Source organism: Marinarcus sediminis (SeqCode), assembly GCF_048571275.1.
In the GTDB taxonomy this organism is placed as follows: domain Bacteria; phylum Campylobacterota; class Campylobacteria; order Campylobacterales; family Arcobacteraceae; genus Marinarcus; species Marinarcus sediminis.
The window spans coordinates 1,355,729-1,382,493 of the sequence record NZ_CP182357.1 but is presented as its reverse complement, the minus strand read 5'-3'; the positions used below and the strand labels follow the sequence as shown (position 1 = coordinate 1,382,493).

Below are 26,765 nucleotides of genomic sequence, written 5' to 3'. Positions count from 1 at the left end.
TCTACTCTTTGTAACCAAATTTGATTTTTTTGTCTTTGTACAGACCTGTTCCAACAGGAATAGTTCTCCCAATTACAACGTTCTCTTTTAAGTCTTCTAACATATCCATTTTAGCAGAAATTGCTGCTTCAGTTAATACTTTAGTTGTCTCTTGGAATGACGCTGCTGAAATAATAGAATCAGATGTTACCGCTGCTCTTGTAATACCAAGTAACAATGGCTCACCAATAGCTGGCTCTCCACCAAGTTTTACAATTCTCTCATTTTCAAGTTTAAATCGTTTTTTAGAGACCATGTCACCAATAATGAATTTGGTATCTCCACCATCTAAAATCGCAACTTGTCTTAACATTTGAGATAAAATTACCTCAATATGTTTATCTGCAATACTTACCCCTTGAGATCGATATACTTGTTGTACTTCAGATACAATAAAGAAGTGGAGTGCTTTTTCACCTAAAATTCTTAAAATATCATGTGATGCCACTTGACCATCTGTTAACGCTTCACCTGCGTGAACAAACTCACCTTCGTGTACTAAGATTTGTTTTGATTTTTCAACCAAATACTCAGCTTTTGCACCGTGTTCATCAGTAACCAAAATTCTTTGTTTGTTTCTTAATGGTTTTCCAAAAGATACAATCCCATCAAATGATGCAAGTACCGCAATATTTTTTGGTCGTCTTGCTTCAAACAATTCAGATACTCTTGGAAGACCTCCCGTAATATCTTTTGATTTTTGTGTTGCTTTTGGTGTTTTACCAATAATATCCGCCACATCCACTTTTTGACCTTCACTTACGTTCAATGAAGTTTTAGGGTCAAGTGAATATCGAATGATCGATGATGTGTCTGTCGCCAATACAATGGTTGGTTTATATCCACTTGGAATATACTCATTTACCACCAATTTAGACGTACCAGTTAACTCATCATATTGCTCAGCCACTGTTACACCTGGAATAATATCTTCAAATGTTACTGTACCCGCTTGTTCTGCAATGGTAGGGTTTGCATAAGGATCCCACTCAGCAATAACCACTTGTTCTTGTGTTTCAGGAGAAGAGATAACCGAATCTTTTTCAACTTCAGTATTATCATTAAGCTCTAAAACTGAACCTCTTGCAACATAGTGTCTTAATGCTTCTCTTCCTTCTGTATCAACAATAACAGCAAAGAACCCTTTTTCATTAACTTTTTCACCCGCTTTGATGTCTTCTCTTCTTTCAATATAATCACCGGTTAATTTATAGTATTTAACAATACCTTTTGAACCAGCAACAATTCTTGAAGTAATAGGAGCACCATCTTCCACTCTTAACTCAGCTGCAAATGGAATTCGGTTTGGAACATTCCACCCATCTTTAATCATCTCAACAACTGACTCATTTGCTTCTACCGTATCACCATTGCTGTATGGTAAATAGAGTTTTCCATCAATTTTACCTGATACACCCGCAAGTTCATTGGCTTTTGCAACGTCATTTTTTCTTAAATAGTATTTTTTAGTTGTACTTTCACCTGTAATTGTTACAATGGTCTCTTCATGAATGGTATCAACCGTTACTTTACCTTTAAATGGTGCATTGATTTTTGGTTCAACCAATAAAATACCCGCATTTCTTCTGTTAGAAACGATTTTTTTACCACTTTTAGATGTATAGGTTTTAACGTTGTAATATCGAATAAACCCTTCTTTATCAACTCTTAATTGTCTCTCTGTTTGAGTTGCACTCGCTGTTCCCCCAACGTGGAATGTTCTCAGTGTCAACTGTGTTCCTGGCTCCCCAATTGATTGAGCAGCAAGTACACCAACAGCTTCACCTGGGTTGGCTTTTCTTTGCTCACCAAGGTTAAGACCATAACATTTTGAACATAAACCATGCTCAACTTTACATGTCAATGGCGTTCTAATAACCACTGATTTTACTTCTGCTTCTGCAACTACTTTTGCATTCTCTTCCGTAATCAATGTCCCTTCTGGGAACAGAATCTCATTTGAAATAGGGTCAATAATATCTTCAGCGATAACACGACCAGTGATTCTCTCTTCTAAAGACTCAATTAATTCATTACCACTTGATAAATCAGTGATTTCAATCCCTTCATGAGTTCCACAATCTTCCATTGTGATTCTTACATTTTGAGAAACGTCAATCAGTTTTCTTGTTAAATACCCTGCATTCGCTGTTTTTAACGCCGTATCCGCAAGACCTTTTCTCGCACCGTGAGTAGAAATAAAGTACTCAAGAACGTTTAGACCCTCTTTAAAGTTAGAGATAATTGGTGTTTCAATAATAGAACCATCTGGCTTCGCCATAAGTCCCCTCATACCAGAAAGTTGTCTGATTTGCGCAGCAGACCCTCTCGCCCCTGAATCGGCCATCATATAAATAGAGTTAAATCCATTTTTATCACTTTCAACCAGCGTCATCATTTCAGATCCAAGTTTGTTATTCACTTCTGTCCAGATATCAATGATTTTATTGTATCTCTCTTGCTCAGTTAAAAGCCCTTGACCAAACTGTTTTTGAACTTCAATCACTTCTTTTTTACATTTAGCAATGTGTCCAACTTTAGTTTCAGGCACTCGAATATCATCGATAGATACAGAAATCCCTGCTTCAGTTGCATATCTGAACCCAAGGTTTTTAAGGTTATCCAAGAATCTTGGAGTCACTTTATATCCACCATGTTTATAAATATAATCAACTAAAATACCAATATCTTTTTTCTTTAATACTTTATTCCACAATTCTACAGGAACAAAATCAGGTAAAATTTCTCGAACAATCAATCTTCCAACAGTAGTGTGAATGATTTTATTGTCAAAAATGGTTCTGATTTTTGCATGTAAATCCACATGTTTTGTATCAAGAGCGATTACCGCTTCATCAACACCTGTAAAGAGTTTATGCTCCCCTTTAACCCCATCTTTTTCCAATGAAAGATAATAGATACCTAAAATCATATCTTGTGAAGGTACGGCAATCGCACGTCCTGATGCGGGTAAAAGAATGTTCATTGAAGACATCATTAAAATTTTTGCTTCAGCAATCGCTTCTTGTGATAAAGGCACGTGAACGGCCATTTGATCCCCATCGAAGTCGGCGTTGAATGCAGAACACACTAATGGGTGTAACTGGATTGCTTTACCGTCAATCAATACTGGGTGAAACGCTTGAATAGACAATTTGTGAAGCGTTGGTGCACGGTTAAGTAAAATAGGATATTCATCAACGATTTCACTTAAACACTCCCAAACTTCATTGGTTTCAGCTTCAATCAATCTTTTTGCAGATTTTAATGTTGTTGCATAACCTTTCTCTTCTAATTTTGCCATCAAGTGTGGTTTAAACAGCTCTAACGCCATTTTTTTAGGAATACCACATTGGTCCATGTTTAAAGATGGTCCAACAACAATTACAGAACGCCCAGAGAAGTCAACTCTTTTCCCAAGTAAGTTTTGTCTGAATCGTCCTTGTTTTCCTTTGATAATTTCAGATAATGATTTTAAAGGTCTTTTGTTTGCACCTTTAACGGCATTGGCTGTTTTACCATTGTCAAACAGAGCATCAACGGCTTCTTGAAGCATTCTTTTTTCATTTCGAATAATAATTTCAGGTGCATCAAGTTCTGTTAATCGTTTAAGTCGGTTATTTCTGTTTATTACTCTTCTGTACAAGTCATTGACATCAGATACCGCAAATTTTCCACCGTCAAGTGCAACCAATGGTCTTAAATCAGGTGGAAGAACAGGAAGTTGTGTCAGCATCATCCACTCTGGTCGGTTTCCAGAATTGATAAAGTTTTCAACCACTTTTAATCGTTTTACAATGGTTTTTCTTTTTGCTTCAGATTTTGTTCCAACCATCTCCTCTTTTAAAAGGACAAGAAGTTCAAATAAATCAATACTTTCAAGCAATTCTCTTACAACATCTCCCCCCATTCTGGCTTCAAAACCAGTATGTTCAAAATGCTCAGTAATGGTTCGGTATTGTTCTTCATTTAAAATATCATATTTTAAAACTGCTTTTGACTTTTCATTGTCATAAAAAGCATCCGCTGGTTCAGATACGATATACGCTTCATAATAAAGCACTCTCTCTAAATCTTTTAATTTCACACCTAAAAGTGTTCCAATTCTTGATGGCAATGAACTTACCATCCAAATGTGAGCAACAGGAGCAACCAAATCAATGTGTCCCATTCTGTGTCGTCTTACTTTTGATGATGTGACTTCAACACCACATTTTTCACACACAACACCTTTGTATCTCATTTTCTTATATTTACCACAAAGGCACTCATAATCTTTAACTGGCCCAAAGATTTTGGCACAAAAAAGCCCATCTCTCTCAGGCTTTAATGTTCTGTAGTTAATTGTTTCTGGTTTTTTTACTTCACCATTTGACCATGAAAGAATTTTTTCAGGGCTGGCTAATCTTAATTGAAAAGCTGAAAAATCTTGTGGTCTTTCTAATTCTTTAATTTCAATTGGTTTAAGTACTCGATTATTGCTCATTATCTTCTTCCACCTCGTCAAAAATTTCAACATCTAATCCAAGAGCTTTAAGCTCTTTTGTTAATACGAAGAATGTTTCAGGAACACCTGATCTTGGAACATTTTCACCGTTTGCAATCGCTCTGTAAGCTCTTGTTCTTCCTTCAACGTCATCTGATTTAGTCGTTAACATCTCTTTTAACACAGCTGTAGCACCATACGCTTCAAGTGCCCAAACTTCCATTTCCCCAAATCTTTGACCACCAAATAGAGCTTTTCCTCCAACTGGTTGTTGTGTAACCAAAGAGTATGGTCCAGTACTTCTTGCATGCACTTTTTCATCAACCAAGTGGTGAAGTTTCAGCATATACATGTACCCAACGTTTACTCTCTCTTTCATTTTTGAACCTGTTTTACCATCGTAAAGAGGACATTTCCCATCGCTGTCGATTTTTGCTAATTCAAAGAGTTTAATAAACTCTTCTTCTTTCACTCCATCAAAGACTTGTGTTGCAAATCGAACACCTTTTGTCCAATCTCTTCCGTATTCAATAAGTTCATCATCACTTAACTTATCCATGAACTCTTTTCCATTCATAAGTTTTGCAACGCTGGCTATTTCACTCATTTTTGCTCTTAATTGTGCAATAAAATCAGCTTGTTTGGCTTCAAAAATATCTTGGATTTGATTCCCCAATTTTTTACCCACTAACCCTAAGTGAACTTCTAAAATTTGTCCAATATTCATACGACTTGGTACCCCAAGTGGGTTTAAAATAACATCTACTGTTGTACCATCTTCTAAGTACGGCATATCAACTTGAGGAACGATGTTAGAAACAATACCTTTGTTTCCGTGTCGTCCTGCCATTTTATCCCCAACTTTGATTTTTCTTTTGGTTGCAACATAGACTTTAACTTGTTTAATCACACCGCTTGGTAAAATATCATCGTGCTCTAAAACTTGAAGTTTCTCTTCATGTTCAGTTCTCAATGCTGATTTCTCTTTAATGAAGTGCTCTTTGATTTCATTGTATTTATTTTCAATGCCATCATCGTATGAAGAGACCACTTTTTTCATTGCAAATCGGTTAACGTTATTTAATACATCAATCGTTAAGAAATCACCTTTTTTATAATCTGTACCATCAATTTCAACATCTTTTGACAAGGGAGATTTTGATAACAAGTTATTGATTTTTAAAATCTCTTCTCTGTCTAACATTAAGAGTTTGTCATGGTGTTTAATATTAAGTTCTGCTTTTTCAGATTCAATGGCTAATTTAGCTCTTTCATCTTTTTCATACCCTTTTTTAGTAAACACTTTAACATCAACTACTGTACCTTCCATTGAAGTTGGACAGTAAAGTGATTTGTTAATTACATGACCCGCTTTTTCCCCAAAGATTGCTCGTAACAGTCTCTCTTCTGGAGTCGGTTTAATTTCACCTTTAGGCGTTACTTTTCCTACTAAAACCATACCTGGTTTAACAAAAGTTCCTACTTTGACAATTCCTGATTCATCCAAATGAGTAATTGACTCTTCTTTAACACCCGGTAAATCTCGTGTAATCTCTTCGTTACCATGTTTTAACTCTCTTGCTTCAATCTCTTTTTCATAAATATGCACTGATGTAAACGCATCTTCTTCAATCAATCTTTGAGATAAAACAATCGCATCTTCGTAGTTGTATCCATTCCAAGGCATAAAGGCAACCATGGCATTAACACCCACAGCTAACTCACCTTTATCCATTGATGGACCATCGGCAATTACTTGACCTTTTTCAACCACATCACCCTCTTGAACAGCAATTCTTTGTCCAAATGAAGTATTATTATTTGTTCTGACATTTTTATTGACATAGTAATGGTCAATGAAAGCACCGTTTTCGTCTTCACCACGAACATAAATATTTTTTGCATCTGCTTTTTCAATGGTTCCGCTTCTTTTTGCTTTAATCGCTTCCCATGCATCTCTTGCAACAGTTTTTTCTAACCCTGTTCCAACGATTGGAGCATTTGGTCGTAACAATGGAACGGCTTGTCTCATCATGTTTGAACCCATCAAGGCTCTGTTCGCATCATCGTGTTCTAAGAATGGAATTAAAGAAGCCGCAACCCCCATAACCATTTGAGAAGAGATGTCAATTAAATCGACTTTATTTCTTTCAACAAGTAAGATTTCTCCATCTTGTCTGGCTTCCATAAGGGGCTCAACAATTTTTCCATGATTATCAACTTTTGTTGATCCAGGAGCTATGACTAATCCCTCTTCAAGTGTTGCCGTTAAATACACAATTTCATCGGTTACAACACCATCAACCACTTTTTTATATGGTGCTTCAATAAATCCAAGGTCATTGACTTTAGAGAACGTTGACAAAGTATTAATCAAACCAATGTTTTGTCCCTCTGGAGTCTCAACTGGACAGATTCTTCCATAGTGAGTTGGGTGAACATCTCTTACTTCAAATCCGGCTCTCTCTTTAACCAATCCACCTTCACCAAGTGCAGAAAGTCTTCTTTTATGAGTCACTTCTGATAATGGGTTTGTTTGGTCCATAAATTGTGATAACTGACCTGATGTAAAGAATTCAGTAATCGTTGATGTAATCATTTTAGAGTTAACTAAATCGTGTGGCATTAAATCTTCTAATGTTCCACTTAACGTTGTCATTTTATCTCTGATGGCTTTTTGCATTTTGATTAAACCTGAGTGTAACTCATTGGCTAAAAGCTCACCGATGGCTCTGATTCTTCTGTTACCTAAGTGATCTCTGTCATCAATATGTCCATGTCCAGATTTAACTTTTACAAGGTACTGAACTGTTTTGATAACGTCTTCATAAGTTAATGTAGTAACATACTCTGGTACTTTAACATCAAGTTTATGATTCATCTTCATTCTTCCAACTTTAGTTAAATCATATCTTTCTGGATCGAAGAATAATTTTTTAACGAAGTCTTTTGCCGCTTCCTTAGTAACTGGCTCACCTGGTCTCATTACTTTATAAATTCTAATCGCTGACAAATCATTTTCATCATCAATTTGTTCTGTCTGTTTTAAGAGTTTTAATGACTCTGCATCGGCTTTAAATGCATTGATAATAGAGTCATCAACACCGGCTGCCAAATCATTTGCAATGTCAAATGATTCAAAACCTAAATCAAGCAATTTTTTCAGTTTTAAGTCGTCTAAATGTGTTAAGGCATCAAATAAAACTTCTCCCGATTCTGGATCAAAAATAGTATTTGAAGTACATCTGTCCATCAACAATTCAATTGGATATTCAACCAGTTTTAAGCCACCTTCAGCCAAAGCATTTGCTTTTCTGGTTGTAAGTCTTTTCCCTGCTGCTAAAACCAAATTACCTTTGTCATCTTTTAAATCAAATTCAATTCTTCCCGTAAAATCTTCTGGATTAAATTTCATTAAAAATTTATTGTTTTTAACTTTAATATTTACAATTGGATAAAAAAGTTTAATAATATCTTCTTTAGAGTATCCAAGTGCTCTGAATAAAATTGTAACTGGAACTTTTCTTCTTTTGTTAATTCTTACATACAATACATCTTTTGCATCATACTCAAAATATAACCAAGAACCACGATCTGGAATAATTTGACCAGTATAGATCAATTTATTTCCCGCAGTATTTGATTCTTCTTCTTTAAAAATTACACCTGGAGATCGGTGTAACTGATTTACAACTACTCTTTCTACACCATTTACAATAAACGATGTTCTATCAGTCATTAAAGGAATTTCACGAATAAAAAGAGCTTGTTCTTTCATATCTTTTACACCGATTTTTTCACCGGTTTTTTCGTCTAAATCCCAAAGAGTTAGTCTGACATTAATTTTTAAAGGAATAGAATACGTTAATCCTCTGACCATTGACTCTCGCACGTCATATTTAGGTTTACCAACATCTGTACCTAAATATTCAAGAGTTATTCTGTTTTGTGCATCGTGAATTGGGAACACTGATTTGAAAACTTTTTCAATACCTGATGATGTTCTATCATCCTGTCCGATCATTAAAAAATTATCATAACTATTTTGTTGTAGCTGTAGTAAATTTGGAATTTCTATTTTTTGTGGATTTTTTGCAAAATCAACTCGAAGTCTATTTCCAGATTTTAAAGAATTTAGCATTGTTAACCTCATATAAATTAATAAAGATTACTTTTTTTTAAAAGCGCAAAAAGCACCCTTGAAAGATAAGGTTAGAATTTCGCATAAATTCTAACCTTAGCTTTCAAAAGTGCTAACGAAAAAATGCGAAGCCCTCGGGCTTCGCTATTTAGTGAGAGTTAATTATTTAACTTCTACTTTTGCTCCAGCAGCTTCTAATGCAGCTTTTGCAGCTTCAGCATCTTCTTTAGAGATTCCTTCTTTAATTGTTGAAGGAGTTTCTTCTGCAGCAGCTTTAGCTTCTTTGAGTCCTAAACCAGTTAAAGCTCTGATTTCTTTAATTACATTGATTTTTTTATCTCCAGCGTCTAAGATAATAACATCAAATTCAGTTTTTTCTTCAGCAGCTTCAACAGCAGCAACAGCTCCACCAGCAACTGCAACAGGTTGTGCAGATACACCAAATTTTTCTTCGAATTCTTTAACTAATTCAGATAATTCAAGAACTGATAAACCAGAGATGAATTCTAATACGTCTTCTTTAGAAATTGCCATTTCATTTTTCCTTAATTTTTTTATTTTATTTTTTATTAATTGCTTAATATATTAAGCAGCCGTTTCTTCTTTTTGTCTTCTAAGCGCATCAAGCCCAATAGTGAAGTTTGTAAGTGGTGCCATCCAAGTAGCCGCCAACATACCAAGAAGTTGATCTCTAGATGGTAATTTAGCAAATGCTATAACAGTTGCAAGATTTGCAACTTTACCTTCAATGATACCTGATTTAATCACAAATTTCTCTTTGTTCGCAGAAGCAAATGAATCAGCCACTTTACAAGCAGCAATTTGATCTTCTGACCATAAGAAAATATTTGTTCCAGATAACTCAACATCACCTAAGTCAGCATTTCTTGCTGCTACAGTAACCAAAGTATTTTTTACAACTTGAACTTTTGTACCATTTGCTCTTGCATCGTTTCTTAAAACTTCTAACTCTTTGTGAGTTAACCCTTTATAGTCACATACTACGATAGCTTGTGAAGTTTTAAACTCTGCAGTTAATAAATCAACGATTTCAGCTTTTTGTTGTTTAGTCATATTTTTATTCCTCCTTCCAAAACATCCAACTTCGGCGGGTTTTACAAGAAACGAAGGAGTCTCTAACCAGCTGTCTTCAGTTTTAAATCAGTGCTTTGAATAACACTCAAACATAAAGAGCCATCTCTTTATGTTTGAATGTTATTAAATAAGGATTGCTCCTTATTTAATATTAGTTTTTAACGTCCATTAATTCCATAACATCAATGTTCACTGATGGAGACATTGTTAATGAAATGGCTGCGTTTTTAATATATCTACCTTTAGCAGTAGATGGTTTTGCTCTGTTGATTGCTGCAACGAAAGTTCTTAAGTTTTCTAAAATTGCTTCTTGAGAAAATGATGCTTTACCAATACCCGCTTGCATATTCCCTTTTTTGTCAACTCTGTATGTAACTTTTCCACCTTTTGCATCTTCAACCGCTTTAGCTACGTCCATAGTAACAGTACCTGTTTTAGGATTTGGCATTAAACCTTTTGGCCCAAGGATTCTACCAACTTTTCCTACAATTCCCATACAATCAGGAGTTGCAATTAAAACATCAAAGTTGATTTCACCCGCTTGAATCAATGCAGCTAAATCATCATTTCCATATACATCTGCACCCGCTGCTTTAGCTTCGTCAAGTTTGCTACCTTTTGCAAAAACTGCAACTCTTACAGTTTTACCTGTACCGTGTGGTAAAACAACCGCACCTCTAATCATTTGATCAGCATGTCTTGGGTCAACATTTAAATTTAATGCAATTTCAACACTCTCGTCAAATTTAGCAGAATTTAATTCTTTAACTTTTACACATGCATCTGAAGCTGAATATTTTTTTTCAGCATCCACTTTTTCTAATAACGCTTTAAATCTTTTTGAAACTTTTGCCATTTTTATCTCCGCAATTTATTTTTTTTCAAGGGGAAGTTTTCCTTATATTAAGAAAACATTTGCCTCGTTTTGCTACCGCACTTTTCAGTCTTGTGGTGAGACTTTATAGAATTATAATTCTACGTCAATACCAATAGATCGAGCAGAACCAGCTACGATTTTTGCAGCTTTTTCTCTGTCATCAGTATTTAAATCTTTGATTTTCATATCAACGATTTCCATGATTTGATCTTTAGTCAATTTTCCAATTTTGTTTTTGGCAGCGTTATCGCTTCCTTTTTTAATTCCAGATACTTTTTTAATTAAATCTGTCATTGGTGGTTGTTTTAACACAAATGTAAAACTTTTATCTTGGTAAATTGTGATTTCAACTGGGATTTTAAAACCCGCTTTATCTTTTGTTCTTTCGTTAAACGCTTTACAAAATTCCATAATGTTCACGCCTCTTTGTCCTAATGCAGGACCAACAGGTGGTGATGGATTTGCTGCACCAGCAGGGATCTGTAATTTTAACTTACCAGCTACTTTTTTAGCCATCTTAATTCCTTTTAAATTTTTTGTTATTATTAATGATTAGACATTAGGCAAAAAAACTCAATGGAAGCGAAGTTTTTTTGCCTAATGCCTATGATTAAAAAGAGTATTAAACTACTCTTTCAACTTGTGTATAAGAGATTTCAACAGGAGTATTTCTTCCGAAAATTGAAACATTTAATTTCAATAATCCCGATGACATTTCGAAATCTTCAACAATACCGTTAAAGTTTGCAAAAGGTCCCTCTTTAATTCTTACCATTTCACCCTCTTCAAATGAAACTTTAGGTTTAGCGGCAGCTCTGTTATTGACTTTGTCTAAAATTGCATCAATATCTTTTTTAGATAAAGGTGTTGGTTTTTTTGATTCCCCAATAAATCGCCCTACTTTTGGCATTGATTGAATTCTGTGCCATAAAGCAGTATCTAAATCAATTTTTGCAAATGCATAGGCAGGATATAAAGGTTTTTCAACAATGTTTTTTTTACCTTTTTTTATCTCAATTAAGTCTTCAGTTGGAACCAAAACATCAGCAATTCTATCATTACTCATTTCTAAAGCCAATTTTTCTAAAGCTCTTTTAACCGTTAATTCACTTCCTGAGTGTGTTTGGATTGCATACCATTGATGTGCCATGATTTAATTTCCTTAGTTCATAATTGATGATAAACTTACTGACATCACTGCATCAATAAGCGCTAAAAATAGAGAAATAACAGTAACAACAATAAATACTGAAATGTATGCACTTCTAACTTGTTCTTTAATGGGAAAAATTACTTTCAGTAACTCTTCTTTACACTGTTTGTAATATGATTTTAATCTATGCATAATCGACTCCAAGTTATTTTAGCTATATAATAAAAAATTCTCTTTAATAAAGTTTTAAAAAAAACCATATCAAAAAGAATTTAGTGGCAGGCCAGGGGGGACTCGAACCCGCAACCATCGGATTTGGAATCCGGCGCTCTACCATTGGAGCTACTGACCTTCTTTTTTAAGATAAAGCGTCAAGCTAAAGTCTTACGACTTTAACTTAACTTCTTTATGTAATGTATGTTTTCTTAATCTTGGACAATATTTGCTTACCTCAAATTTCTCAGTATGAGTCTTTGGGTTTTTATAAGTAGTGTAGTTAATATCTCCACTCTCTTGACATTTTAATCCAATTTTAATTCTTACTCCGTTACCCATAAGTGTTCCTTACTCTATAATTTCAGCAACAACTCCAGCACCAACAGTTCTACCACCTTCTCTAATAGCAAACTTTGTACCTTTTTCAAGTGCAATAGGAGCTACCAGTTCAACAGTCATTTCAACGTTGTCACCAGGCATAACCATTTCTGTTCCCTCAGGTAGAGTTACAGAACCAGTTACGTCAGTTGTTCTTACATAAAATTGTGGTCTATATCCTGAGAAGAATGGAGTATGTCTTCCACCCTCTTCTTTAGAAAGAATATATGTTTCACATCTGAATTTAGTATGTGGAGTAATTGTTTTAGGTTTACATAAAACTTGTCCTCTTTCTACTTCTTCTTTTTTGATACCTCTTAATAAAACACCACAGTTATCACCAGCTTCACCTTGCTCCATCTCTTTTCGGAACATTTCAACACCAGTTACAGTAGTAGTTTGAGTATCTCTAACACCTACGATTTCAATAGTTTCACCAATTTTGATAACACCTTTTTCAATTCTACCAGTTACAACAGTTCCTCTTCCTGGGATAGAGAAAACGTCTTCAACAGGCATTAAGAAAGCTTGGTCAATATCTCTTACTGGAGTTGGAATATAAGAATCAACTGCATCCATTAATGCAATGATTTTTTCTCCCCATGGTCCAACAGTACCAGCTTTAGCTTCTTCTAATGCTTGAAATGCAGATCCAGCAATAATTGGAGTATCGTCACCTGGGAAATCGTAAGTAGATAATAATTCTCTGATTTCCATTTCAACAAGTTCTAACATCTCTTCTTTATCTTCTTCGTCAAGTTGATCTTCTTTGTTCATGAATACAACAATGTAAGGTACTCCAACTTGTTTAGAAAGTAAGATGTGCTCTCTTGTTTGAGCCATAGGACCATCTGTTGCAGCGATAACTAAAATCGCACCATCCATTTGAGCAGCACCAGTAATCATGTTTTTAACATAATCGGCGTGACCTGGACAATCTACGTGTGCGTAGTGTCTAGTTTCAGTTTCATACTCAATGTGAGAAGTAGCAATTGTAATTCCTCTTTCTCTTTCTTCTGGAGCGTTGTCGATTTGATCGTAATCTTTCATCTCTCCACCAAATTTAGTTGTTAAAACTGCAGAAATTGCTGCTGTTAAAGTAGTTTTACCGTGGTCAACGTGACCAATAGTACCGATGTTAACGTGTGGCTTGTTTCTTGAAAATTTTTCTTTTGCCATAGAATTCCCCTTAAAAGATTTATTAAATTGCCCTCTGAGTAGATGAGCCTTTGGCTGATCTATTCAGAGGGGATTGTAACATTATATAATTACCGCTCATGTGCTCATTTACACAAATGGAGCCCACGATAAGACTTGAACTTACGACCTCTTCCTTACCAAGGAAGTGCTCTACCCCTGAGCTACATGGGCATTATAAACTGAACATAATTAAATACTGTGAGGGACATTTGTAGAAAATGGAGTTATAAATAATTGCGTTATAACTCAGCTCCCAGTATCAATAAAAAATTAATGGAGCGGGAAACGAGACTCGAACTCGCGACAATCTGCTTGGAAGGCAGAGGCTCTAGCCAACTGAGCTATTCCCGCACGCATTTACGTGGTGGTGAGAGAAGGATTCGAACCTTCGAAGCCATAGGCGGGAGATTTACAGTCTCCTGGATTTAGCCACTCTCCAACCTCACCGTTGAAAATTATTGTTCTGGTCAAGCGCTGATCTTTAAAAGATTACGCACGACAATTTAAATGGAGCTGGTGAAGGGAGTTGAACCCCCGACCTGCTGATTACAAATCAGCTGCTCTAGCCAACTGAGCTACACCAGCACCAAAAATACAAAATGGTGGCGCGGGGCGGAATCGAACCGTCGACACAAGGATTTTCAGTCCTTTGCTCTACCGACTGAGCTACCGAGCCATCAATTTTGGAGTGAAATTATATTACCAAGTTGATTAATTCTAGCTTAAACTATTTACCAACCTTTTGAATTCCTCGCCCCTATGCTTGTATGAGGTGAATTGGTCTAAGGAGGCGGCTGCGGGGGATAACATTGCGACTGAATTTTTATCATGATTTTTGCTCATTTTTTTAACGGCATTTTCCAAAATTTGACAACCAAAAACAGGAAGATTAAATTGCTCACTTAACGCAATAATTTTTGCTTCATTTTTACCAATTGCAAAAATTTCAACCTCTATGTTTTTGAGTCGTTCAAACAGTGGTTCTAAATTTGCACCCTTATCATCTCCTCCAAGAAGCAGATAGATTTTTCTATTTTCATACGTTTGTAATGCTGCTAAAGTAGCATCAATATTGGTTGCTTTTGAGTCATCTATCCAAAGCCTGTGTTGTTGGTCAAAAAACTCCTCTACTTTGTGCTCACCAATTGTAAACGCATTGATTTTGTCGTAATCAAACTCATCAAAAAGTACTTTAGTCACACATAAAGCCAAAACGGCATCCATTAAAAAAGGTTCTTTAAACTTGATTCTGTTTTTCTCAATATTAAAAAATTTGATTAAATCATCGCTGTTTTCATACGTTATTTTAGTCGCTTGAGTTGGATAATCTTTGTATTTAAAAGGAATAATTGCAACTTCACCCTCACCCATGGAGTCCATGGCTTTTAATTTTGCATTTTCATACGCTTCAAATGAGCCATGCCATGAGATATGATCTTCACTGATAGGAAGTAAAATGTAGATATTGGGTTTGGCTTTTGTTGTATAGTGCAATGTAAAAGAGGAGGTTTCCAAAATCCAAATTTTAGCCTCAGCATTTAATGCACAAACAGCCGTTCCAATATTTCCACCACAAACACTGCCAAATTTTTCTAAAAGATGTTGCAACATTTGTGTCGTAGTGGTTTTGCCATTCGTTCCACTGATCCAGATAGAATAAGGCATCGTATCACTGACAAAGTCATAATCACTTTGCAGATTATTTGCTTCTAGAATCATAGGATTATACGGAGGAATTCCAGGGCTTACAATGGTAATATCATTTGAGGCTTTGTCATACAAATTAAAATCGGTCTCATCATAGAGTATGACATCATCAACATTTTCTTTTACAGCTTGGGCTGTAATCCCTTTTCCTAAAACTCGTACCATTTTTTTTCCATTAACTATCTGATTTTTAAACTCAATAAAGCGATAAGATTTGCCATAAAAGATATGATCCAAAATCTCACGATAATTTTATTCTCTTTCCACCCTTTTTGCTCAAAATGATGATGAATAGGTGCCATTAAAAATACCCGCTTTTTTCTGATTTTATATGAACCCACTTGTAAAATCACAGAGACCGTCTCAATCACAAAAATAAATCCAATAATAATCAATAAAATTTCACTTTTTGCTACAATCGCCATATATCCCATGATTCCACCAATGGCTAACGAACCACTGTCTCCCATAAAAACTTCTGCGGGATGAGAGTTGTACCATAAAAAAGCAATAAGAGATCCTGACATGGCTGAACCCAAAATGGTCAACTCTCCTGATAATTTAATATTGGGCAAAAGCAGATAATTACTCATAATGGCATGACCTGTAATATAGACAATAGCTGAAAGCGTAAAAAAGGCCAACACCGAAGGAACTGTTGCTAAACCATCTAATCCATCAGTGACATTAACCGCATTAGAAGCTGCTACCATCACAATTATCCAAAATACAATAGCATAAATATGAAAATCAGCAAGAGGATATTTATAAAAAGGTATATGTATGGTTGTGGTATGCCCATGCCAATAAAGCGCAGTGGCTATAATAATGGCAACGATAAATTGTAAAATAAGTTTCATCTTTGCACTCAATCCTGCAGAATTTTTGTTGTGCAAAATTTTAGAGATGTCATCTTTAATGCCAATAAAACAAAAGGCAGCTAATGTAAACAGCCCTAATGCCACATAAAAATTATTTAATTTAGCCGTAAGCAAAGTAGCAATAATGGTTGCACTGACAAAAACCAAACCTCCCATTGTAGGAGTACCCGCTTTTTGTTGATGAGATTGAGGTGCCAAATCATAAATAGGTTGAGAAGCTTTTTTACTCTTCGCCCACGCAATGAACTTTGGCATTACATATAATGTAAGAAAAAAAGCAATGAAAAACCCAATCCCTGCTCGGATTGATATGTATTGGAATATATTAATTTCCAGATGTCTATAAAACCAGTAAAACAAAATTAAACCTTCCTTTTGCTATAATCGTGGATTATATACTATTAAAGTTTTTAAAAGGTTTAAAGATGAGTCATAAAACAATATTAATTATAACAGATGGCATCGGTTATAATGAAAATAAAATCAATAATGCTTTTGCAAATGCCAAAAAACCAACCTACGATTACCTATTTAAAAATGTACCTTACAGTTTAATCAGCACCTATGGGAAAAGTGTGGGTTTGCCTGATGGTCAAATGGGAAACAGTGAAGTGGGACACATGACAATAGGTTCAGGACGAGTGTTATACCAAGATTTGGTCAAAATAAACATGGCCATTGAAAAGAATACATTAAAAGAGAATGCCGTTCTAAAAGAAATTGTGGCTACGTCACACCATATTCACCTTTTAGGTTTAATCAGCGATGGAGGAGTACACTCTCATATTGATCATATCATTGCATTAGCAAAAATTGCAAAAGAAGAGAAGAAAAAAGTCTTTATTCACATCATCACCGATGGACGAGATGTTGCTCCCAATTGTGCAAAAGAGTATGTTAAACAAGTGATTGCTGTTTGTGATGAAGATATCCATATTGCTACCATTGCAGGGCGATACTATACCATGGACAGAGATAACCGCTGGGAGAGAGTTCAAAAAGGGTATGATGTTATTGCTACCGCAAAAAACAAAACTTCATTGGACGTATTAAGTTACATTGACCAATCCTATTCCCAAAATATTTTAGATGAATTTATCCAACCTGTTGCGTTTGAAGGGTATAACGGTTTAGAAGAAAATGACGGCATTATTTTTTGTAACTTTAGAAGTGATCGTATGAGAGAAATTTCATCCGTATTTGCACTTTCTGAGTTCAATGAATTTGAACGAAAAAACCTGCCACTACATATTGCAACATTGACTGAATACAACAAAAGTATTCCCCTTCCCGTAATGTTCCCAAAACAGAACCCCAAAAATACACTTGCAGAAGTTATTTCAAATGCGGGATTAACTCAATTACATACAGCAGAAACTGAAAAATATGCCCACGTCACTTTTTTCTTTAATGGAGGAGTTGAAGAGCCTGTTGAGAATGAAACACGCATACTCATTCCTTCACCTTCTGTTGCTACATACGATTTGCAACCTCAAATGAGTGCACCCGAAGTAGGCACAGCCGTTTTAAAAGCGATGGATGATGCGTATGACTTTATTGTGGTGAATTTTGCCAATGGAGATATGGTTGGACACACAGGTAATTATGAAGCAAGTATTCAAGCCGTTGAAGCGGTTGATAAACAATTGGCGCTTATAATCGAAAAATCAAAAAACTTAGAGTATAATGTTTTACTGACAAGTGATCATGGAAATTGCGAAATGATGAAAGATGCCAGTGGAAAAACATTAACAAATCATACCGTTGGGGATGTGTTTTGTTTTGTTTTATCAAATGGTGTTCAAAATGTTAAAACAGGCAGCTTAAACAATATAGCGCCAACTGTTTTAAAACTCATGAACTTAGACATCCCTCAAGAGATGGATGAACCTTTAATTTAAGGATAAAAATGGAAACATCAAAAATAAAATCAGATTTAAGAAATATCAGCCTTCTTATTGCAGAAGATGGTCAAGACATTATCAATATCTTAGACAGAACATTCAAAATGCTTGTAAAAGAGATTCATTTAGCAAGTGATGGTGCAATTGCACTCTCACAATATAATGAACATAATCCTGATGTGATTATTACCGATTTAAGAATGCCCAATTTAGATGGTGCTCAGTTGATTAAAGAGATAAGAAGAACCAACACCAATGTACCCATTATTGTTGTTACAGCTTTTAAAGACGATTTGTCATTGGAAGAACAAAACAGTGTATCAGCCGTTTTTGAAAAACCCATTAACTTTATTAAATTGGTTAATACATTAGATGAGTGTATTCAAGGATTAGTAAGATAACAGATGTCAAAACTTATTATTGAGAACCTTCATATACAAAACCATGAAGAGACACTGGTTCATATAAGTTTTACCATAGAGAAATCAACGGCCTTAATTGGACAAAGCGGCAGTGGAAAATCGTTGACACTTAAATCAATTTTGGGGCTTTTACCCAGTAATTTAACGTTGAATATGCGCATTACGTCTGAGTTTGATTTAAACAGTGAGACCATTGGATTTGTTCCTCAAAATCCTTTTACATCGCTCTCCCCAATGACAAAAATAACTCAGCAATTTTTTTGTCAAGAGAAAAGAAAAATTGAATTACTGGCGCTTGTAGGACTTGAAAAATGGGTATTAAATAGATTCCCAAATCAGTTGAGTGGCGGTCAAATTCAAAGAGTTATCATTGCACTGGCACTTACAAAAAATCCAAAACTTTTACTTTTAGACGAACCAACCACAGCGTTAGACACTAAAAGTAAAACCACCATAATTGAACTCATTCAAACCATACAAGCGAAATTAAATCTGTTGGTTTTATATGTAACACACGACATCAACTCAATTGTTAATCTTTGTGAACAATTGATTATTATAAAAAATGGCTTCATCATAGAATCGGGATTATCACACGACATTTTACAAAAACCCAAAGAAGCTTATACCAAAGAGTTAATCAATTCAGGTTTTAATAACAGAAATTTTAGGGAATAAACAATGACAAAATATATTATAGGTTTTTTTACATTTTTAGGTTCGGTTATAGTAATATGGCTGATTTATTTATATGCTGAAATACGATTTGAAATCGATAAAATTGTTCATTATAAACCCAATCTGACCACACAATTCTTTGATAAAAATGGTGAACTCGTCGCAAACTTATTTGAGAAAGAGCACCGACTCTATGTCAAATATGATGATATTCCCCCACAAGTTATAGAAGCGCTTGTTGCCATTGAAGATACTCAATTTTTTGAACACAGTGGCGTTAACACCGATGCCATTTTAAGAGCCATTATAAAAGATATTAAAGCACGAAAACTCGTGGAAGGAGCAAGTACTTTAACGCAACAACTTGTCAAAACTTTGCTCTTAACAAGAGAGAAAAAAATCACTCGTAAAATAAAAGAAGCCCTTTTATCTTTACGATTAGAGACCGTATTAACCAAAGAGGAGATTTTAGAGCGATACTTAAATCAAGTCTATTTTGGACATGGGTATTATGGTATACGTACTGCGGCATTGGGATATTTCAAAAAAGAGTTGTTTGAACTCAATCTTAAAGAGATTGCCATGCTGGTTGGATTGCCAAGAGCACCAAGTTTTTACTCACCCACCAAAAACATGAAATTTTCACTTGTAAGGGGAAATCAAGTGGTCAATCGTCTCTACAGTTTGGGTTGGATCAATAACAAAGAGTTAGAAGAAGCCATCAATTATACCCCCATTGTTTATGATGAAACGTTAACGTTGAACAAAGCACCTTATGTCATTGATTACGCCATGAACAAACTGGGAGCAGATATTCCTGATCTTAAATATGGTGGGTATAAAATCAATTTAACCATTGATTTACAAGCACAAGAACTCGCGCGAAAATCACTTATTTATGGGTATGAAAAAATCAAACAAAGAGATGCTTTATATAAAGACAAACCCGATTATGAAGACTTCACTCAAACCCTCAATGGTGGCTTAATTACCATTGAAAGTAAAACAGGGAAAATTTTAACACTTGTTGGTGGTATCAATTATAAAGAGTCAAACTTTAACAGAGTCATTCAATCTCAAAGACAACCCGGAAGTGCGATTAAGCCATTTATTTACCAAGTTGCTTTAAATTTAGGATACTCTCCTGCAACAAGCTTAGTTGACATTTCAAGAACCTACAACTATACAGTTGGCGATGAAGAGAAGGTGTGGCAACCCAAAAACTATGAAGAGAACTATACGGGATTAATTACACTCAGAGAAGCCCTCATTCACTCAAGAAACTTAGCAACCATTAATCTTGTCAATGACATGGGAATTGATGTTGCGTATAAAGGGTTAAAATCTTTTGGCATTGAAAACATTCCTATGGATTTGTCCATCACATTAGGAAGCTTCTCTATTTCACCCTTTGATATGGCAAAAGCGTATACACTCTTTTCAAATGAAGGGATTCAAGTAGAACCATATATTGTCAACTCTATTACAAACTTTGAAGATCAAACCATCACATTCCAAACAGAAGAGACTTATGTCACCCCACCTGAACAAGCTTTTTTAATCACCTCTATTCTTCACGAGACGGTTGACAGAGGAACAGGACGACTTGCCCGTGTTAAAGGTCTTGAAATTGCAGGAAAAACAGGTACGACCAATCAAAATGTTGATGCTTGGTTTTGTGGATACACGCCAACACTTCAAACGGTTATTTGGTATGGAAACGATGATAATAAACCCATGAGAAAGAGTGAAACAGGGGGGAGAAGTGCCGGAACTGTTTTTGCACATTTTTACACCAACTATTTAAAAATACATCCTGAAATTAAAAAAACTTTTGACAAACCGGAAGGCGTTTATGACAGTATCATTAATGGGAAAAAAGAGTATTACACAGAGACCTCAAAATTGCCTGAAATTAAATCTGCGAAAGAGATTGAAGCGGGAAGAGAGTTTTAATATAGGTTGATTTAAAATAAAAATCAGCAATAAAAAAGCCCACTTCCAAAGAAGTGGGCTTTTTTTATTCTTGTTATAATATTAGCAAGAATAAGTTGATTTAAATTCAAACGCAGTAGGTCTGGCTTCGTCTGGCCACACTTGAGTTTCAAATTTATAGTGTTGATACGTATCAACCATATCTTTAGTAAATACAGGTTGTAAGAAATCGTTATCTCTGATTAATGCTTCCAAAGAACCTCTTAATGTATGAGGCATTTGTGGAATATTTCTCTCTCTGATTTCATCTAATGATAATTCAAATAAGTCATCATCCATTGGTCCAATTGGTTCATATTTATTTTTGATACCATCTAAACCAGCACATAACATAGCAGCAAATGCTAAATATGGGCAAGAAGTTGAATCTGGGAATCTCATTTCAATTCTTGTTGCTTTCTCACCAGCACCGTAAGGAACTCTACAAGAAGCCGATCTGTTTTGAGAAGAGTAAGTTAAGATTGAAGGTGCTTCAAATCCTGGAATTAATCTTTTATAAGAGTTTGTTGATGGGTTAGTAAATGCAGCAACTGCACGTGCGTGTTTAAATACACCACCTACATAATGTCTGGCCATTTCTGAAAGGTTTCCATATTCACCTTGTTTGTAGAATAAGTTTTTACCATCTTTCCAGATTGATTGGTGTACGTGCATTCCATTACCATTATCACCGAAAAGTGGTTTTGGCATAAATGTTGCAGATTTACCATTTAAATGAGCAACCATTTTCACAACATATTTATATTTTTGTACGTTATCGGCAGCTTCAATTAAATCTCCAAATACAACACCAATTTCACCTTGTGCTTGTGCAACTTCGTGGTGTCCTAAAACAACTTCTAATCCAACTTGTTCTAAAATTTGCATCATTTCTGCTCTTAAATCTACCATTGAATCAATTGGTTGAACTGGGAAATAACCACCTTTTGTTCTAGGTCTGTGTCCAATGTTTCCACCTTCGAAATCAGTTGAATCTGACCAGCAACCTTCATCTGAATCAACTCTGTAATAAGACTCATTGATATCATCAATAATTTTTACATCATCAAAGATAAAAAATTCATTTTCAGGACCAAAATACGCAACATCACCCAGACCTGAATCACTTAAATGTTTCAAAGCTTTTTTAGCAATAGATCTTGGACATTTTTCGTACATTTCATTTTTATAAATATCATATACATCACAAATAACAATAATTGTTGAATCTGCAGTAAATGGATCTAAAAATGCTGTACCAACATCAGGTTTTAATAACATATCTGACTTATTGATTGGTTGCCATGCATCAACTGATGAACCATCAAACGGTAAACCATTTGTTAAGTTACCTTCATTGACCGCACTTAGCATATATGTTAAATGATGCCATGTACCTTTCATATCTGAAAATCTGAAGTCAACAAATTTAACTTCGTTCTCTTCACAATATTTGAAAAACTCTTCTGTATTGTTAACAAATTTACCCATGTAATATCTCCTAATAAATTAATAGGAATATTTTATCGAAAATAAATATAAAAAGAACTGAAGAATTTGTATAAAATATATACAATACAAAGAAGTTTTTTAAAAAAATTAAAAAAAAAATTGTTTAAAAAGTATGCAATACTCTCTCTCTGTTTTTATATGAAGCACATTTAAAATAACCAACTGCTTTAGCTAATTCAATGGCTTTATCATAAGAGAAGCCAATTTGTGCAATTTCATGAGCATCAGAAGAGAACGTAATGGGAATATCTGACTCAAAACAACACTCTAAAAGCTCTTTTGAAGGGTATTGTTCTCCAATGGGTTTTCTAAAACCTGCGGCATTGATCTCCACACACATATTGGCTTTTTTAATTGCCAACAATGCTTTTTTAGCTATTAAACGAATATCTTTTTTGGGTAAAAACTTAAAGACTTTGATTAAATCTAAATGTCCTACAATGTCAAATAAGCTTGAATTTGCCATCGCCTCAATCGCATCAAAATAGTCTTGCCATATGGTATCAATATCTTTATCTTTGTAAGCGCCTATAAATTCTGGATTATCGAATCCCCATCCATCTAAAAAGTGTACAGAACCTATGAGATAATCGACATTGGCATTAAGTATCTCTTTTTTCATGGGAACATGTTGCATAAAATCTACTTCATAACCCAATACAATATCAATCTCGTTTTTAAACTCGTTTTTTAACGTTAATACTTCATTCTCATAAAACGCTTTTTGACTCAACGGCAATCGATACCCTTCGTCAAAATCCATTGGGGCGTGTTCACTGAAACCATAAATATCAATGCCTAAATCAATCGCCTTTAAAATATACTCTCTCATCGTTCCATTGGCATGGTTACATAAAGTGGTGTGGTTGTGTAAATCAACTCTCATAGCATTATCTTTAATTTAAAATTCCAGCACCTTGAATTTTGGTGCTTCGCTCTTGCGCATAAACTCTTACTTTATTTTTAATATCATATTTCCAAATGGGTGCACTCTTTTTAAAATCTTCAACAAATTCATCAATAAGTTCCAACGCCACTCTTCGTTTTGGACTGCACACTGCAGCGATATAAGAACTCGTATGATTCAAAACATCCCCACGAGAGTGCGCCATAAGGACAATGGCATTGTGTTCATTGGCTTTTTTTTGCCAAGCTTCAAACCAACTGTTTAATATGGGTTCATAAATATCAAACGACAATCCCTCTATACCATCTTCATCTCTTACAACGCCCACAAATGTTATAATGGCACCATAATTGGAGTTTCTAAACTCATCATACCACGCATTTGTTATTTGCTCTACAGGTAAAGCCCCATCAAAAAGTTGCAATTTTTTATCATTATTCATTATTCATTATTCACTTTTAATTTAATATTTATCCCCCACAAACAGGAGGAAGCAACGAAATTTTATCATTATTTTTTAATATCATATCTTTTGAACAAACCAAAACATCATTCACAGCAACTGCACAACTCTCTAACCACGTTGATAATTCAGCATCATTTTTTAATATTTCACTCAACTCATTTAAATTTGTAATCTCTAATTGCATCGGCTGTTTATTGATTGGTCCTAAAAACTCTACTTTTACCAATTTTAACCCCTTATTTACCTAAATTTTATTATTATAGCGAAAAAGTTTTTATTTAGGAAATCACACAATGATATTTGCTAAAATCGATTTTATCAATTTGTTGCCTTTACATGTCTACTTTAAAAAAAGTATCAAATCAAATCAAATTAAATCCATCATCAATTACAAACAATCGTATCCCGCTAAAATTAATCAACAATTTAAAAAACGTAAAGTTGAATCGGCTTTTATTTCATCGATTGCTTCAAGAAATGAAAAGAGCTTACCCTTAGGAATTGTGGCAAAAAAAGAGGTACGTTCAGTTTTACTGGTACCAGGGGATTATGCAAAAGATTATCAAAGTCAAACTTCCAATAACCTCGCAAAAGTGTTAAACCTTTCTGGACAAGTGATTATTGGTGATAAAGCGCTCAAATATTACCATGAACACGATCAAAAAAGTTTTATAGACTTGGCGAAAGCTTGGCAAGACACATATCATCTCCCTTTCGTTTTTGCCGTTTTATGCTACAACAACCACGGAAAATTTTTGACAAAAATAACAAAAAACTTTAAAAAACACTCCATTAAAATTCCGCAATACATACTGGAACAATATGCACAACGTTCAGGTGTTTCAAAAAGCAATATTTTAGAGTATCTCAAAGGCATTGATTATGAGTTAGGGATTAAAGAGAAACGTGCATTAAAGCTGTTTTTAAAATTAACCAAAGAAAGAGGTTTAAAATGACCTTTCTTGACTCAACCATTCTAGGAATCATTGAAGGATTCACCGAATTTTTACCGATTTCTTCAACCGGTCATTTAATCGTAGCAACCCAATTTTTAAACATTGAACAAACCGATGTGACAAAAGCGTATGAAGTCATTATTCAGTTTGCAGCTATTTTAGCCGTAATCTTGAATTATCCAACAAAATTCACCTTCAAACATATTGAACTGTGGAAAAAGCTGACTTTAGCATTTCTTCCTATTGGCATTGTGGGATTTTTACTTGCAAGTAAAATCAAAACGCTCTTTTCAGTAGAAGTTGTTGCCATCATGTTTATTGTCGGTGGGGTTGTTTTTTTAATGGTTGAGAAATTTTATAAACCCAAAGCCCATTTTATTGACGATGTTGAAAATGTCTCTTACAAACAAGCTCTTTACATTGGAATAGCACAAATATTTGCACTCATACCTGGAACCAGTCGAGCGGGATCAACTATTATTGGGGCCATGCTGGTGGGATTAACAAGAAAAGCCAGTGCTGAGTTTTCATTTCTTTTGGCTTTCCCTGTTATGTGTGCGACGACCGGTTATGATTTGCTTAAACACTACAAAGAGTTCAACGACACCAACTTGATGCTTTTAGCAGTGGGATTTGTGGTCTCTTTTATTGTGGCATTTTTAACCATCAAACTCTTTTTAAAATTTTTAGAAAATTTTACTTTTGTGGCTTTTGGTATTTACAGAATTCTTTTTGGAATCGTACTTTTAGCTTTCATTTAAAATAATATCTACAATGGTCTCAATAGAATCGCTCTTAATGGACTCAATTAAGGCCTTGCTCATTTTATTGATATCGCTTTTTATGCACTCAAAAAAGAAGGCTTCTGTAATCTCATCTTCTCTTTTTAAATACGCCATGCCATTATCCGCTAAAACTTTGGCATTGTAATATTGATGATCTTCAAATGCATAAGGAAAAGGAATAAAAAGCGTAGGCAAAGAGTTGGCCGCGAGTTCCCAAAGCGTAGATGCCCCTGAACGACTGATGGCAAAATCTGCTTTTGAAATCTTTTTTTCAATTTCATGGGTAAAATCAAAAACATCAACATCAATTTTCATATTCGCATATTTTGCACTCACTCTTTGTAAATCCTCTTTGCCTGTTTGGTGAATAATTTGTATGCCCATTGCATTAAGTTTGGGTGCCACTTTTAATGCAAAATTATTAATCGATTTTGCCCCTTGTGAACCTCCAAGAAAAATGACAGTTTTTACTTCACGTCTTACTCTCGCTTCATCAAAAAATTTAATATCAACCGGGTAATCTTTGCTTTTAGATAAAGGGTCATAAGAAGAAAACACTTCCGTGGCAAACCGTGATGTGACTTGATTGAGTTTTCCCATAATGGAGTTTTGTTCATGAATATAGAGTTGACAACCACTTGTCATAATCGAAGCAAATGTTGCGGGTGCAGCAGAATAGCCCCCTACTGAAATCACTTTTGTTATTTTAGTTTTTTCAAAAATATCTTTGCAATGAAATGCCAACTGCATGATCTTATACAACGATTTAACCTTTCCCCATAAATCTTTATTGACCACACTTGCTGAATCTAAAAAAAAGGCTTTTTTTATTTTTCGATTATTGGCAAACCACTGTTTATCTTGTCCATTTTTTGAGCCAATATAAATAGGACTATAACTTCTTTTATGCAACTCATTTATAAAAGCCTCTGCGACTTTTAAATGCCCACCTGTTCCACCACCAGTAATTACTATATTATCCATTATT

At 34.8% G+C, this 26,765-nt stretch carries 23 protein-coding genes and 6 tRNA genes; 6 read left to right on the top strand and 23 right to left on the bottom strand.

What is annotated here, in order from left to right:
* Position 1 precedes the first annotated feature (1 nt).
* The 18 genes from rpoC to mraY form a co-directional block, all read right to left on the bottom strand.
* On the bottom strand, positions 2-4,525 hold the full coding sequence (gene rpoC, locus ACNI3C_RS06895) for a DNA-directed RNA polymerase subunit beta' (protein WP_419769079.1): 4,524 nt from the start codon (positions 4,523-4,525) through the stop codon (positions 2-4).
* Positions 4,515-8,666 (bottom strand): DNA-directed RNA polymerase subunit beta, encoded by a 4,152-nt coding sequence (gene rpoB / locus ACNI3C_RS06890; protein ID WP_419769078.1) that lies wholly within the window; start codon positions 8,664-8,666, stop codon positions 4,515-4,517. The genes rpoC and rpoB overlap by 11 nt, the downstream gene beginning before the upstream one ends.
* A gap of 162 nt (positions 8,667-8,828) precedes the next feature.
* Positions 8,829-9,200, bottom strand: coding sequence for a 50S ribosomal protein L7/L12 (gene rplL, locus ACNI3C_RS06885; protein ID WP_419769077.1), 372 nt, complete (start codon positions 9,198-9,200; stop codon positions 8,829-8,831).
* Positions 9,201-9,251: 51 nt separating this feature from the next.
* A complete protein-coding gene (gene rplJ / locus ACNI3C_RS06880; RefSeq protein WP_419769076.1) occupies positions 9,252-9,740 on the bottom strand; it encodes a 50S ribosomal protein L10 in 489 nt (162 codons plus the stop codon).
* Positions 9,741-9,912: 172 nt separating this feature from the next.
* Positions 9,913-10,617 (bottom strand): 50S ribosomal protein L1, encoded by a 705-nt coding sequence (gene rplA, locus ACNI3C_RS06875; RefSeq protein ID WP_419769075.1) that lies wholly within the window; start codon positions 10,615-10,617, stop codon positions 9,913-9,915.
* A gap of 111 nt (positions 10,618-10,728) precedes the next feature.
* Positions 10,729-11,154: a 50S ribosomal protein L11 gene (rplK, locus tag ACNI3C_RS06870; protein ID WP_419769074.1), complete on the bottom strand. Its 426-nt coding sequence runs from the start codon at positions 11,152-11,154 to the stop codon at positions 10,729-10,731.
* A 106-nt stretch (positions 11,155-11,260) separates the two neighbouring features.
* A complete protein-coding gene (gene nusG / locus ACNI3C_RS06865; RefSeq protein WP_419769073.1) occupies positions 11,261-11,788 on the bottom strand; it encodes a transcription termination/antitermination protein NusG in 528 nt (175 codons plus the stop codon).
* A gap of 12 nt (positions 11,789-11,800) precedes the next feature.
* The gene (gene secE, locus ACNI3C_RS06860; RefSeq protein ID WP_419769072.1) at positions 11,801-11,983 is read right to left on the bottom strand and encodes a preprotein translocase subunit SecE; all 183 of its coding nucleotides are present in this window, start codon (positions 11,981-11,983) and stop codon (positions 11,801-11,803) included.
* An 84-nt stretch (positions 11,984-12,067) separates the two neighbouring features.
* A tRNA-Trp gene (locus ACNI3C_RS06855) sits at positions 12,068-12,143 on the bottom strand.
* 32 nt (positions 12,144-12,175) lie between these two features.
* Positions 12,176-12,346, bottom strand: a complete 171-nt coding sequence (gene rpmG, locus ACNI3C_RS06850) for a 50S ribosomal protein L33 (protein WP_419769071.1) — start codon at positions 12,344-12,346, stop codon at positions 12,176-12,178.
* 9 nt (positions 12,347-12,355) lie between these two features.
* Positions 12,356-13,564 carry an elongation factor Tu gene (gene tuf / locus ACNI3C_RS06845; RefSeq protein WP_419769070.1) on the bottom strand — a complete coding sequence of 403 codons (1,209 nt, stop codon included), beginning with the start codon at positions 13,562-13,564 and terminating at the stop codon, positions 12,356-12,358.
* A 117-nt stretch (positions 13,565-13,681) separates the two neighbouring features.
* Positions 13,682-13,756 (bottom strand) — tRNA-Thr (locus tag ACNI3C_RS06840).
* Positions 13,757-13,859: 103 nt separating this feature from the next.
* Positions 13,860-13,936: transfer RNA gene (locus ACNI3C_RS06835), tRNA-Gly, on the bottom strand.
* Positions 13,937-13,947: 11 nt separating this feature from the next.
* Positions 13,948-14,032, bottom strand: a tRNA-Tyr gene (locus tag ACNI3C_RS06830).
* A gap of 61 nt (positions 14,033-14,093) precedes the next feature.
* Positions 14,094-14,170, bottom strand: a tRNA-Thr gene (locus tag ACNI3C_RS06825).
* A 15-nt stretch (positions 14,171-14,185) separates the two neighbouring features.
* A tRNA-Phe gene (locus ACNI3C_RS06820) sits at positions 14,186-14,261 on the bottom strand.
* A 41-nt stretch (positions 14,262-14,302) separates the two neighbouring features.
* The gene (murD, locus tag ACNI3C_RS06815) at positions 14,303-15,457 is read right to left on the bottom strand and encodes a UDP-N-acetylmuramoyl-L-alanine--D-glutamate ligase (protein WP_419769069.1); all 1,155 of its coding nucleotides are present in this window, start codon (positions 15,455-15,457) and stop codon (positions 14,303-14,305) included.
* Between the two features lie 14 nt (positions 15,458-15,471).
* Positions 15,472-16,533, bottom strand: a complete 1,062-nt coding sequence (gene mraY / locus ACNI3C_RS06810) for a phospho-N-acetylmuramoyl-pentapeptide-transferase (protein ID WP_419769068.1) — start codon at positions 16,531-16,533, stop codon at positions 15,472-15,474.
* A gap of 65 nt (positions 16,534-16,598) precedes the next feature.
* On the opposite strand from mraY, the gene gpmI reads away from it, so the two are divergent.
* Genes gpmI through ACNI3C_RS06790 form a run of 4 tightly spaced genes read left to right on the top strand, consistent with a single transcriptional unit; the run spans position 16,599 to position 21,133 of the window.
* A complete protein-coding gene (gene gpmI / locus ACNI3C_RS06805; protein ID WP_419769067.1) occupies positions 16,599-18,074 on the top strand; it encodes a 2,3-bisphosphoglycerate-independent phosphoglycerate mutase in 1,476 nt (491 codons plus the stop codon).
* A gap of 8 nt (positions 18,075-18,082) precedes the next feature.
* Complete coding sequence (locus tag ACNI3C_RS06800; RefSeq protein ID WP_419769066.1) at positions 18,083-18,478, top strand: response regulator; 396 nt, start codon at positions 18,083-18,085, stop codon at positions 18,476-18,478.
* 3 nt (positions 18,479-18,481) lie between these two features.
* Positions 18,482-19,177, top strand: a complete 696-nt coding sequence (locus ACNI3C_RS06795; protein WP_419769065.1) for an ATP-binding cassette domain-containing protein — start codon at positions 18,482-18,484, stop codon at positions 19,175-19,177.
* Between the two features lie 3 nt (positions 19,178-19,180).
* Entirely contained in the window at positions 19,181-21,133 is a 1,953-nt protein-coding gene (locus ACNI3C_RS06790; protein WP_419769064.1) for a transglycosylase domain-containing protein, read from the top strand.
* An 81-nt stretch (positions 21,134-21,214) separates the two neighbouring features.
* On the opposite strand, the gene glnA is transcribed toward ACNI3C_RS06790, so the two are convergent.
* From glnA to ACNI3C_RS06770, 4 genes are all read right to left on the bottom strand, one after another.
* Complete coding sequence (gene glnA, locus ACNI3C_RS06785) at positions 21,215-22,642, bottom strand: type I glutamate--ammonia ligase (protein ID WP_419769063.1); 1,428 nt, start codon at positions 22,640-22,642, stop codon at positions 21,215-21,217.
* 124 nt (positions 22,643-22,766) lie between these two features.
* A complete protein-coding gene (locus tag ACNI3C_RS06780) occupies positions 22,767-23,549 on the bottom strand; it encodes a histidinol-phosphatase (RefSeq protein ID WP_419769062.1) in 783 nt (260 codons plus the stop codon).
* A gap of 10 nt (positions 23,550-23,559) precedes the next feature.
* Positions 23,560-24,012, bottom strand: coding sequence for a molybdopterin synthase catalytic subunit (locus ACNI3C_RS06775; protein ID WP_419769061.1), 453 nt, complete (start codon positions 24,010-24,012; stop codon positions 23,560-23,562).
* A gap of 28 nt (positions 24,013-24,040) precedes the next feature.
* The gene (locus ACNI3C_RS06770; protein ID WP_419769060.1) at positions 24,041-24,262 is read right to left on the bottom strand and encodes a MoaD/ThiS family protein; all 222 of its coding nucleotides are present in this window, start codon (positions 24,260-24,262) and stop codon (positions 24,041-24,043) included.
* 67 nt (positions 24,263-24,329) lie between these two features.
* Here ACNI3C_RS06770 and ACNI3C_RS06765 point away from each other — a divergent pair, with 67 nt between their 5' ends.
* Entirely contained in the window at positions 24,330-24,992 is a 663-nt protein-coding gene (locus ACNI3C_RS06765) for an MqnA/MqnD/SBP family protein (RefSeq protein ID WP_419769059.1), read from the top strand.
* Entirely contained in the window at positions 24,989-25,753 is a 765-nt protein-coding gene (locus ACNI3C_RS06760; protein WP_419769058.1) for an undecaprenyl-diphosphate phosphatase, read from the top strand. Before ACNI3C_RS06765 ends, ACNI3C_RS06760 begins: the two co-directional genes overlap by 4 nt.
* Here ACNI3C_RS06760 and ACNI3C_RS06755 read toward each other — a convergent pair.
* Positions 25,739-26,761, bottom strand: coding sequence for a UDP-N-acetylglucosamine--N-acetylmuramyl-(pentapeptide) pyrophosphoryl-undecaprenol N-acetylglucosamine transferase (locus ACNI3C_RS06755; RefSeq protein WP_419769057.1), 1,023 nt, complete (start codon positions 26,759-26,761; stop codon positions 25,739-25,741). The genes ACNI3C_RS06760 and ACNI3C_RS06755 overlap by 15 nt on opposite strands.
* Between the last annotated feature and the right edge of the window lie 4 nt (positions 26,762-26,765).

Excerpts from the sequence above, each read along its gene's own strand:
- rpoC (WP_419769079.1), bottom strand. The coding sequence starts at position 4,525 with ATGAGCAATAATCGAGTACTTAAACCAATTGAAATTAAAGAATTAGAA.
- rpoB (WP_419769078.1), bottom strand. The coding sequence starts at position 8,666 with ATGCTAAATTCTTTAAAATCTGGAAATAGACTTCGAGTTGATTTTGCA.
- rplL (WP_419769077.1), bottom strand. The coding sequence starts at position 9,200 with ATGGCAATTTCTAAAGAAGACGTATTAGAATTCATCTCTGGTTTATCA.
- rplJ (WP_419769076.1), bottom strand. The coding sequence starts at position 9,740 with ATGACTAAACAACAAAAAGCTGAAATCGTTGATTTATTAACTGCAGAG.
- rplA (WP_419769075.1), bottom strand. The coding sequence starts at position 10,617 with ATGGCAAAAGTTTCAAAAAGATTTAAAGCGTTATTAGAAAAAGTGGAT.
- rplK (WP_419769074.1), bottom strand. The coding sequence starts at position 11,154 with ATGGCTAAAAAAGTAGCTGGTAAGTTAAAATTACAGATCCCTGCTGGT.
- nusG (WP_419769073.1), bottom strand. The coding sequence starts at position 11,788 with ATGGCACATCAATGGTATGCAATCCAAACACACTCAGGAAGTGAATTA.
- secE (WP_419769072.1), bottom strand. The coding sequence starts at position 11,983 with ATGCATAGATTAAAATCATATTACAAACAGTGTAAAGAAGAGTTACTG.
- rpmG (WP_419769071.1), bottom strand. The coding sequence starts at position 12,346 with ATGGGTAACGGAGTAAGAATTAAAATTGGATTAAAATGTCAAGAGAGT.
- tuf (WP_419769070.1), bottom strand. The coding sequence starts at position 13,564 with ATGGCAAAAGAAAAATTTTCAAGAAACAAGCCACACGTTAACATCGGT.
- murD (WP_419769069.1), bottom strand. The coding sequence starts at position 15,457 with ATGGTACGAGTTTTAGGAAAAGGGATTACAGCCCAAGCTGTAAAAGAA.
- gpmI (WP_419769067.1), top strand. The coding sequence starts at position 16,599 with ATGAGTCATAAAACAATATTAATTATAACAGATGGCATCGGTTATAAT.
- ACNI3C_RS06800 (WP_419769066.1), top strand. The coding sequence starts at position 18,083 with ATGGAAACATCAAAAATAAAATCAGATTTAAGAAATATCAGCCTTCTT.
- ACNI3C_RS06795 (WP_419769065.1), top strand. The coding sequence starts at position 18,482 with ATGTCAAAACTTATTATTGAGAACCTTCATATACAAAACCATGAAGAG.
- ACNI3C_RS06790 (WP_419769064.1), top strand. The coding sequence starts at position 19,181 with ATGACAAAATATATTATAGGTTTTTTTACATTTTTAGGTTCGGTTATA.
- glnA (WP_419769063.1), bottom strand. The coding sequence starts at position 22,642 with ATGGGTAAATTTGTTAACAATACAGAAGAGTTTTTCAAATATTGTGAA.
- ACNI3C_RS06780 (WP_419769062.1), bottom strand. The coding sequence starts at position 23,549 with ATGAGAGTTGATTTACACAACCACACCACTTTATGTAACCATGCCAAT.
- ACNI3C_RS06775 (WP_419769061.1), bottom strand. The coding sequence starts at position 24,012 with ATGAATAATGATAAAAAATTGCAACTTTTTGATGGGGCTTTACCTGTA.
- ACNI3C_RS06765 (WP_419769059.1), top strand. The coding sequence starts at position 24,330 with ATGATATTTGCTAAAATCGATTTTATCAATTTGTTGCCTTTACATGTC.
- ACNI3C_RS06760 (WP_419769058.1), top strand. The coding sequence starts at position 24,989 with ATGACCTTTCTTGACTCAACCATTCTAGGAATCATTGAAGGATTCACC.
- ACNI3C_RS06755 (WP_419769057.1), bottom strand. The coding sequence starts at position 26,761 with ATGGATAATATAGTAATTACTGGTGGTGGAACAGGTGGGCATTTAAAA.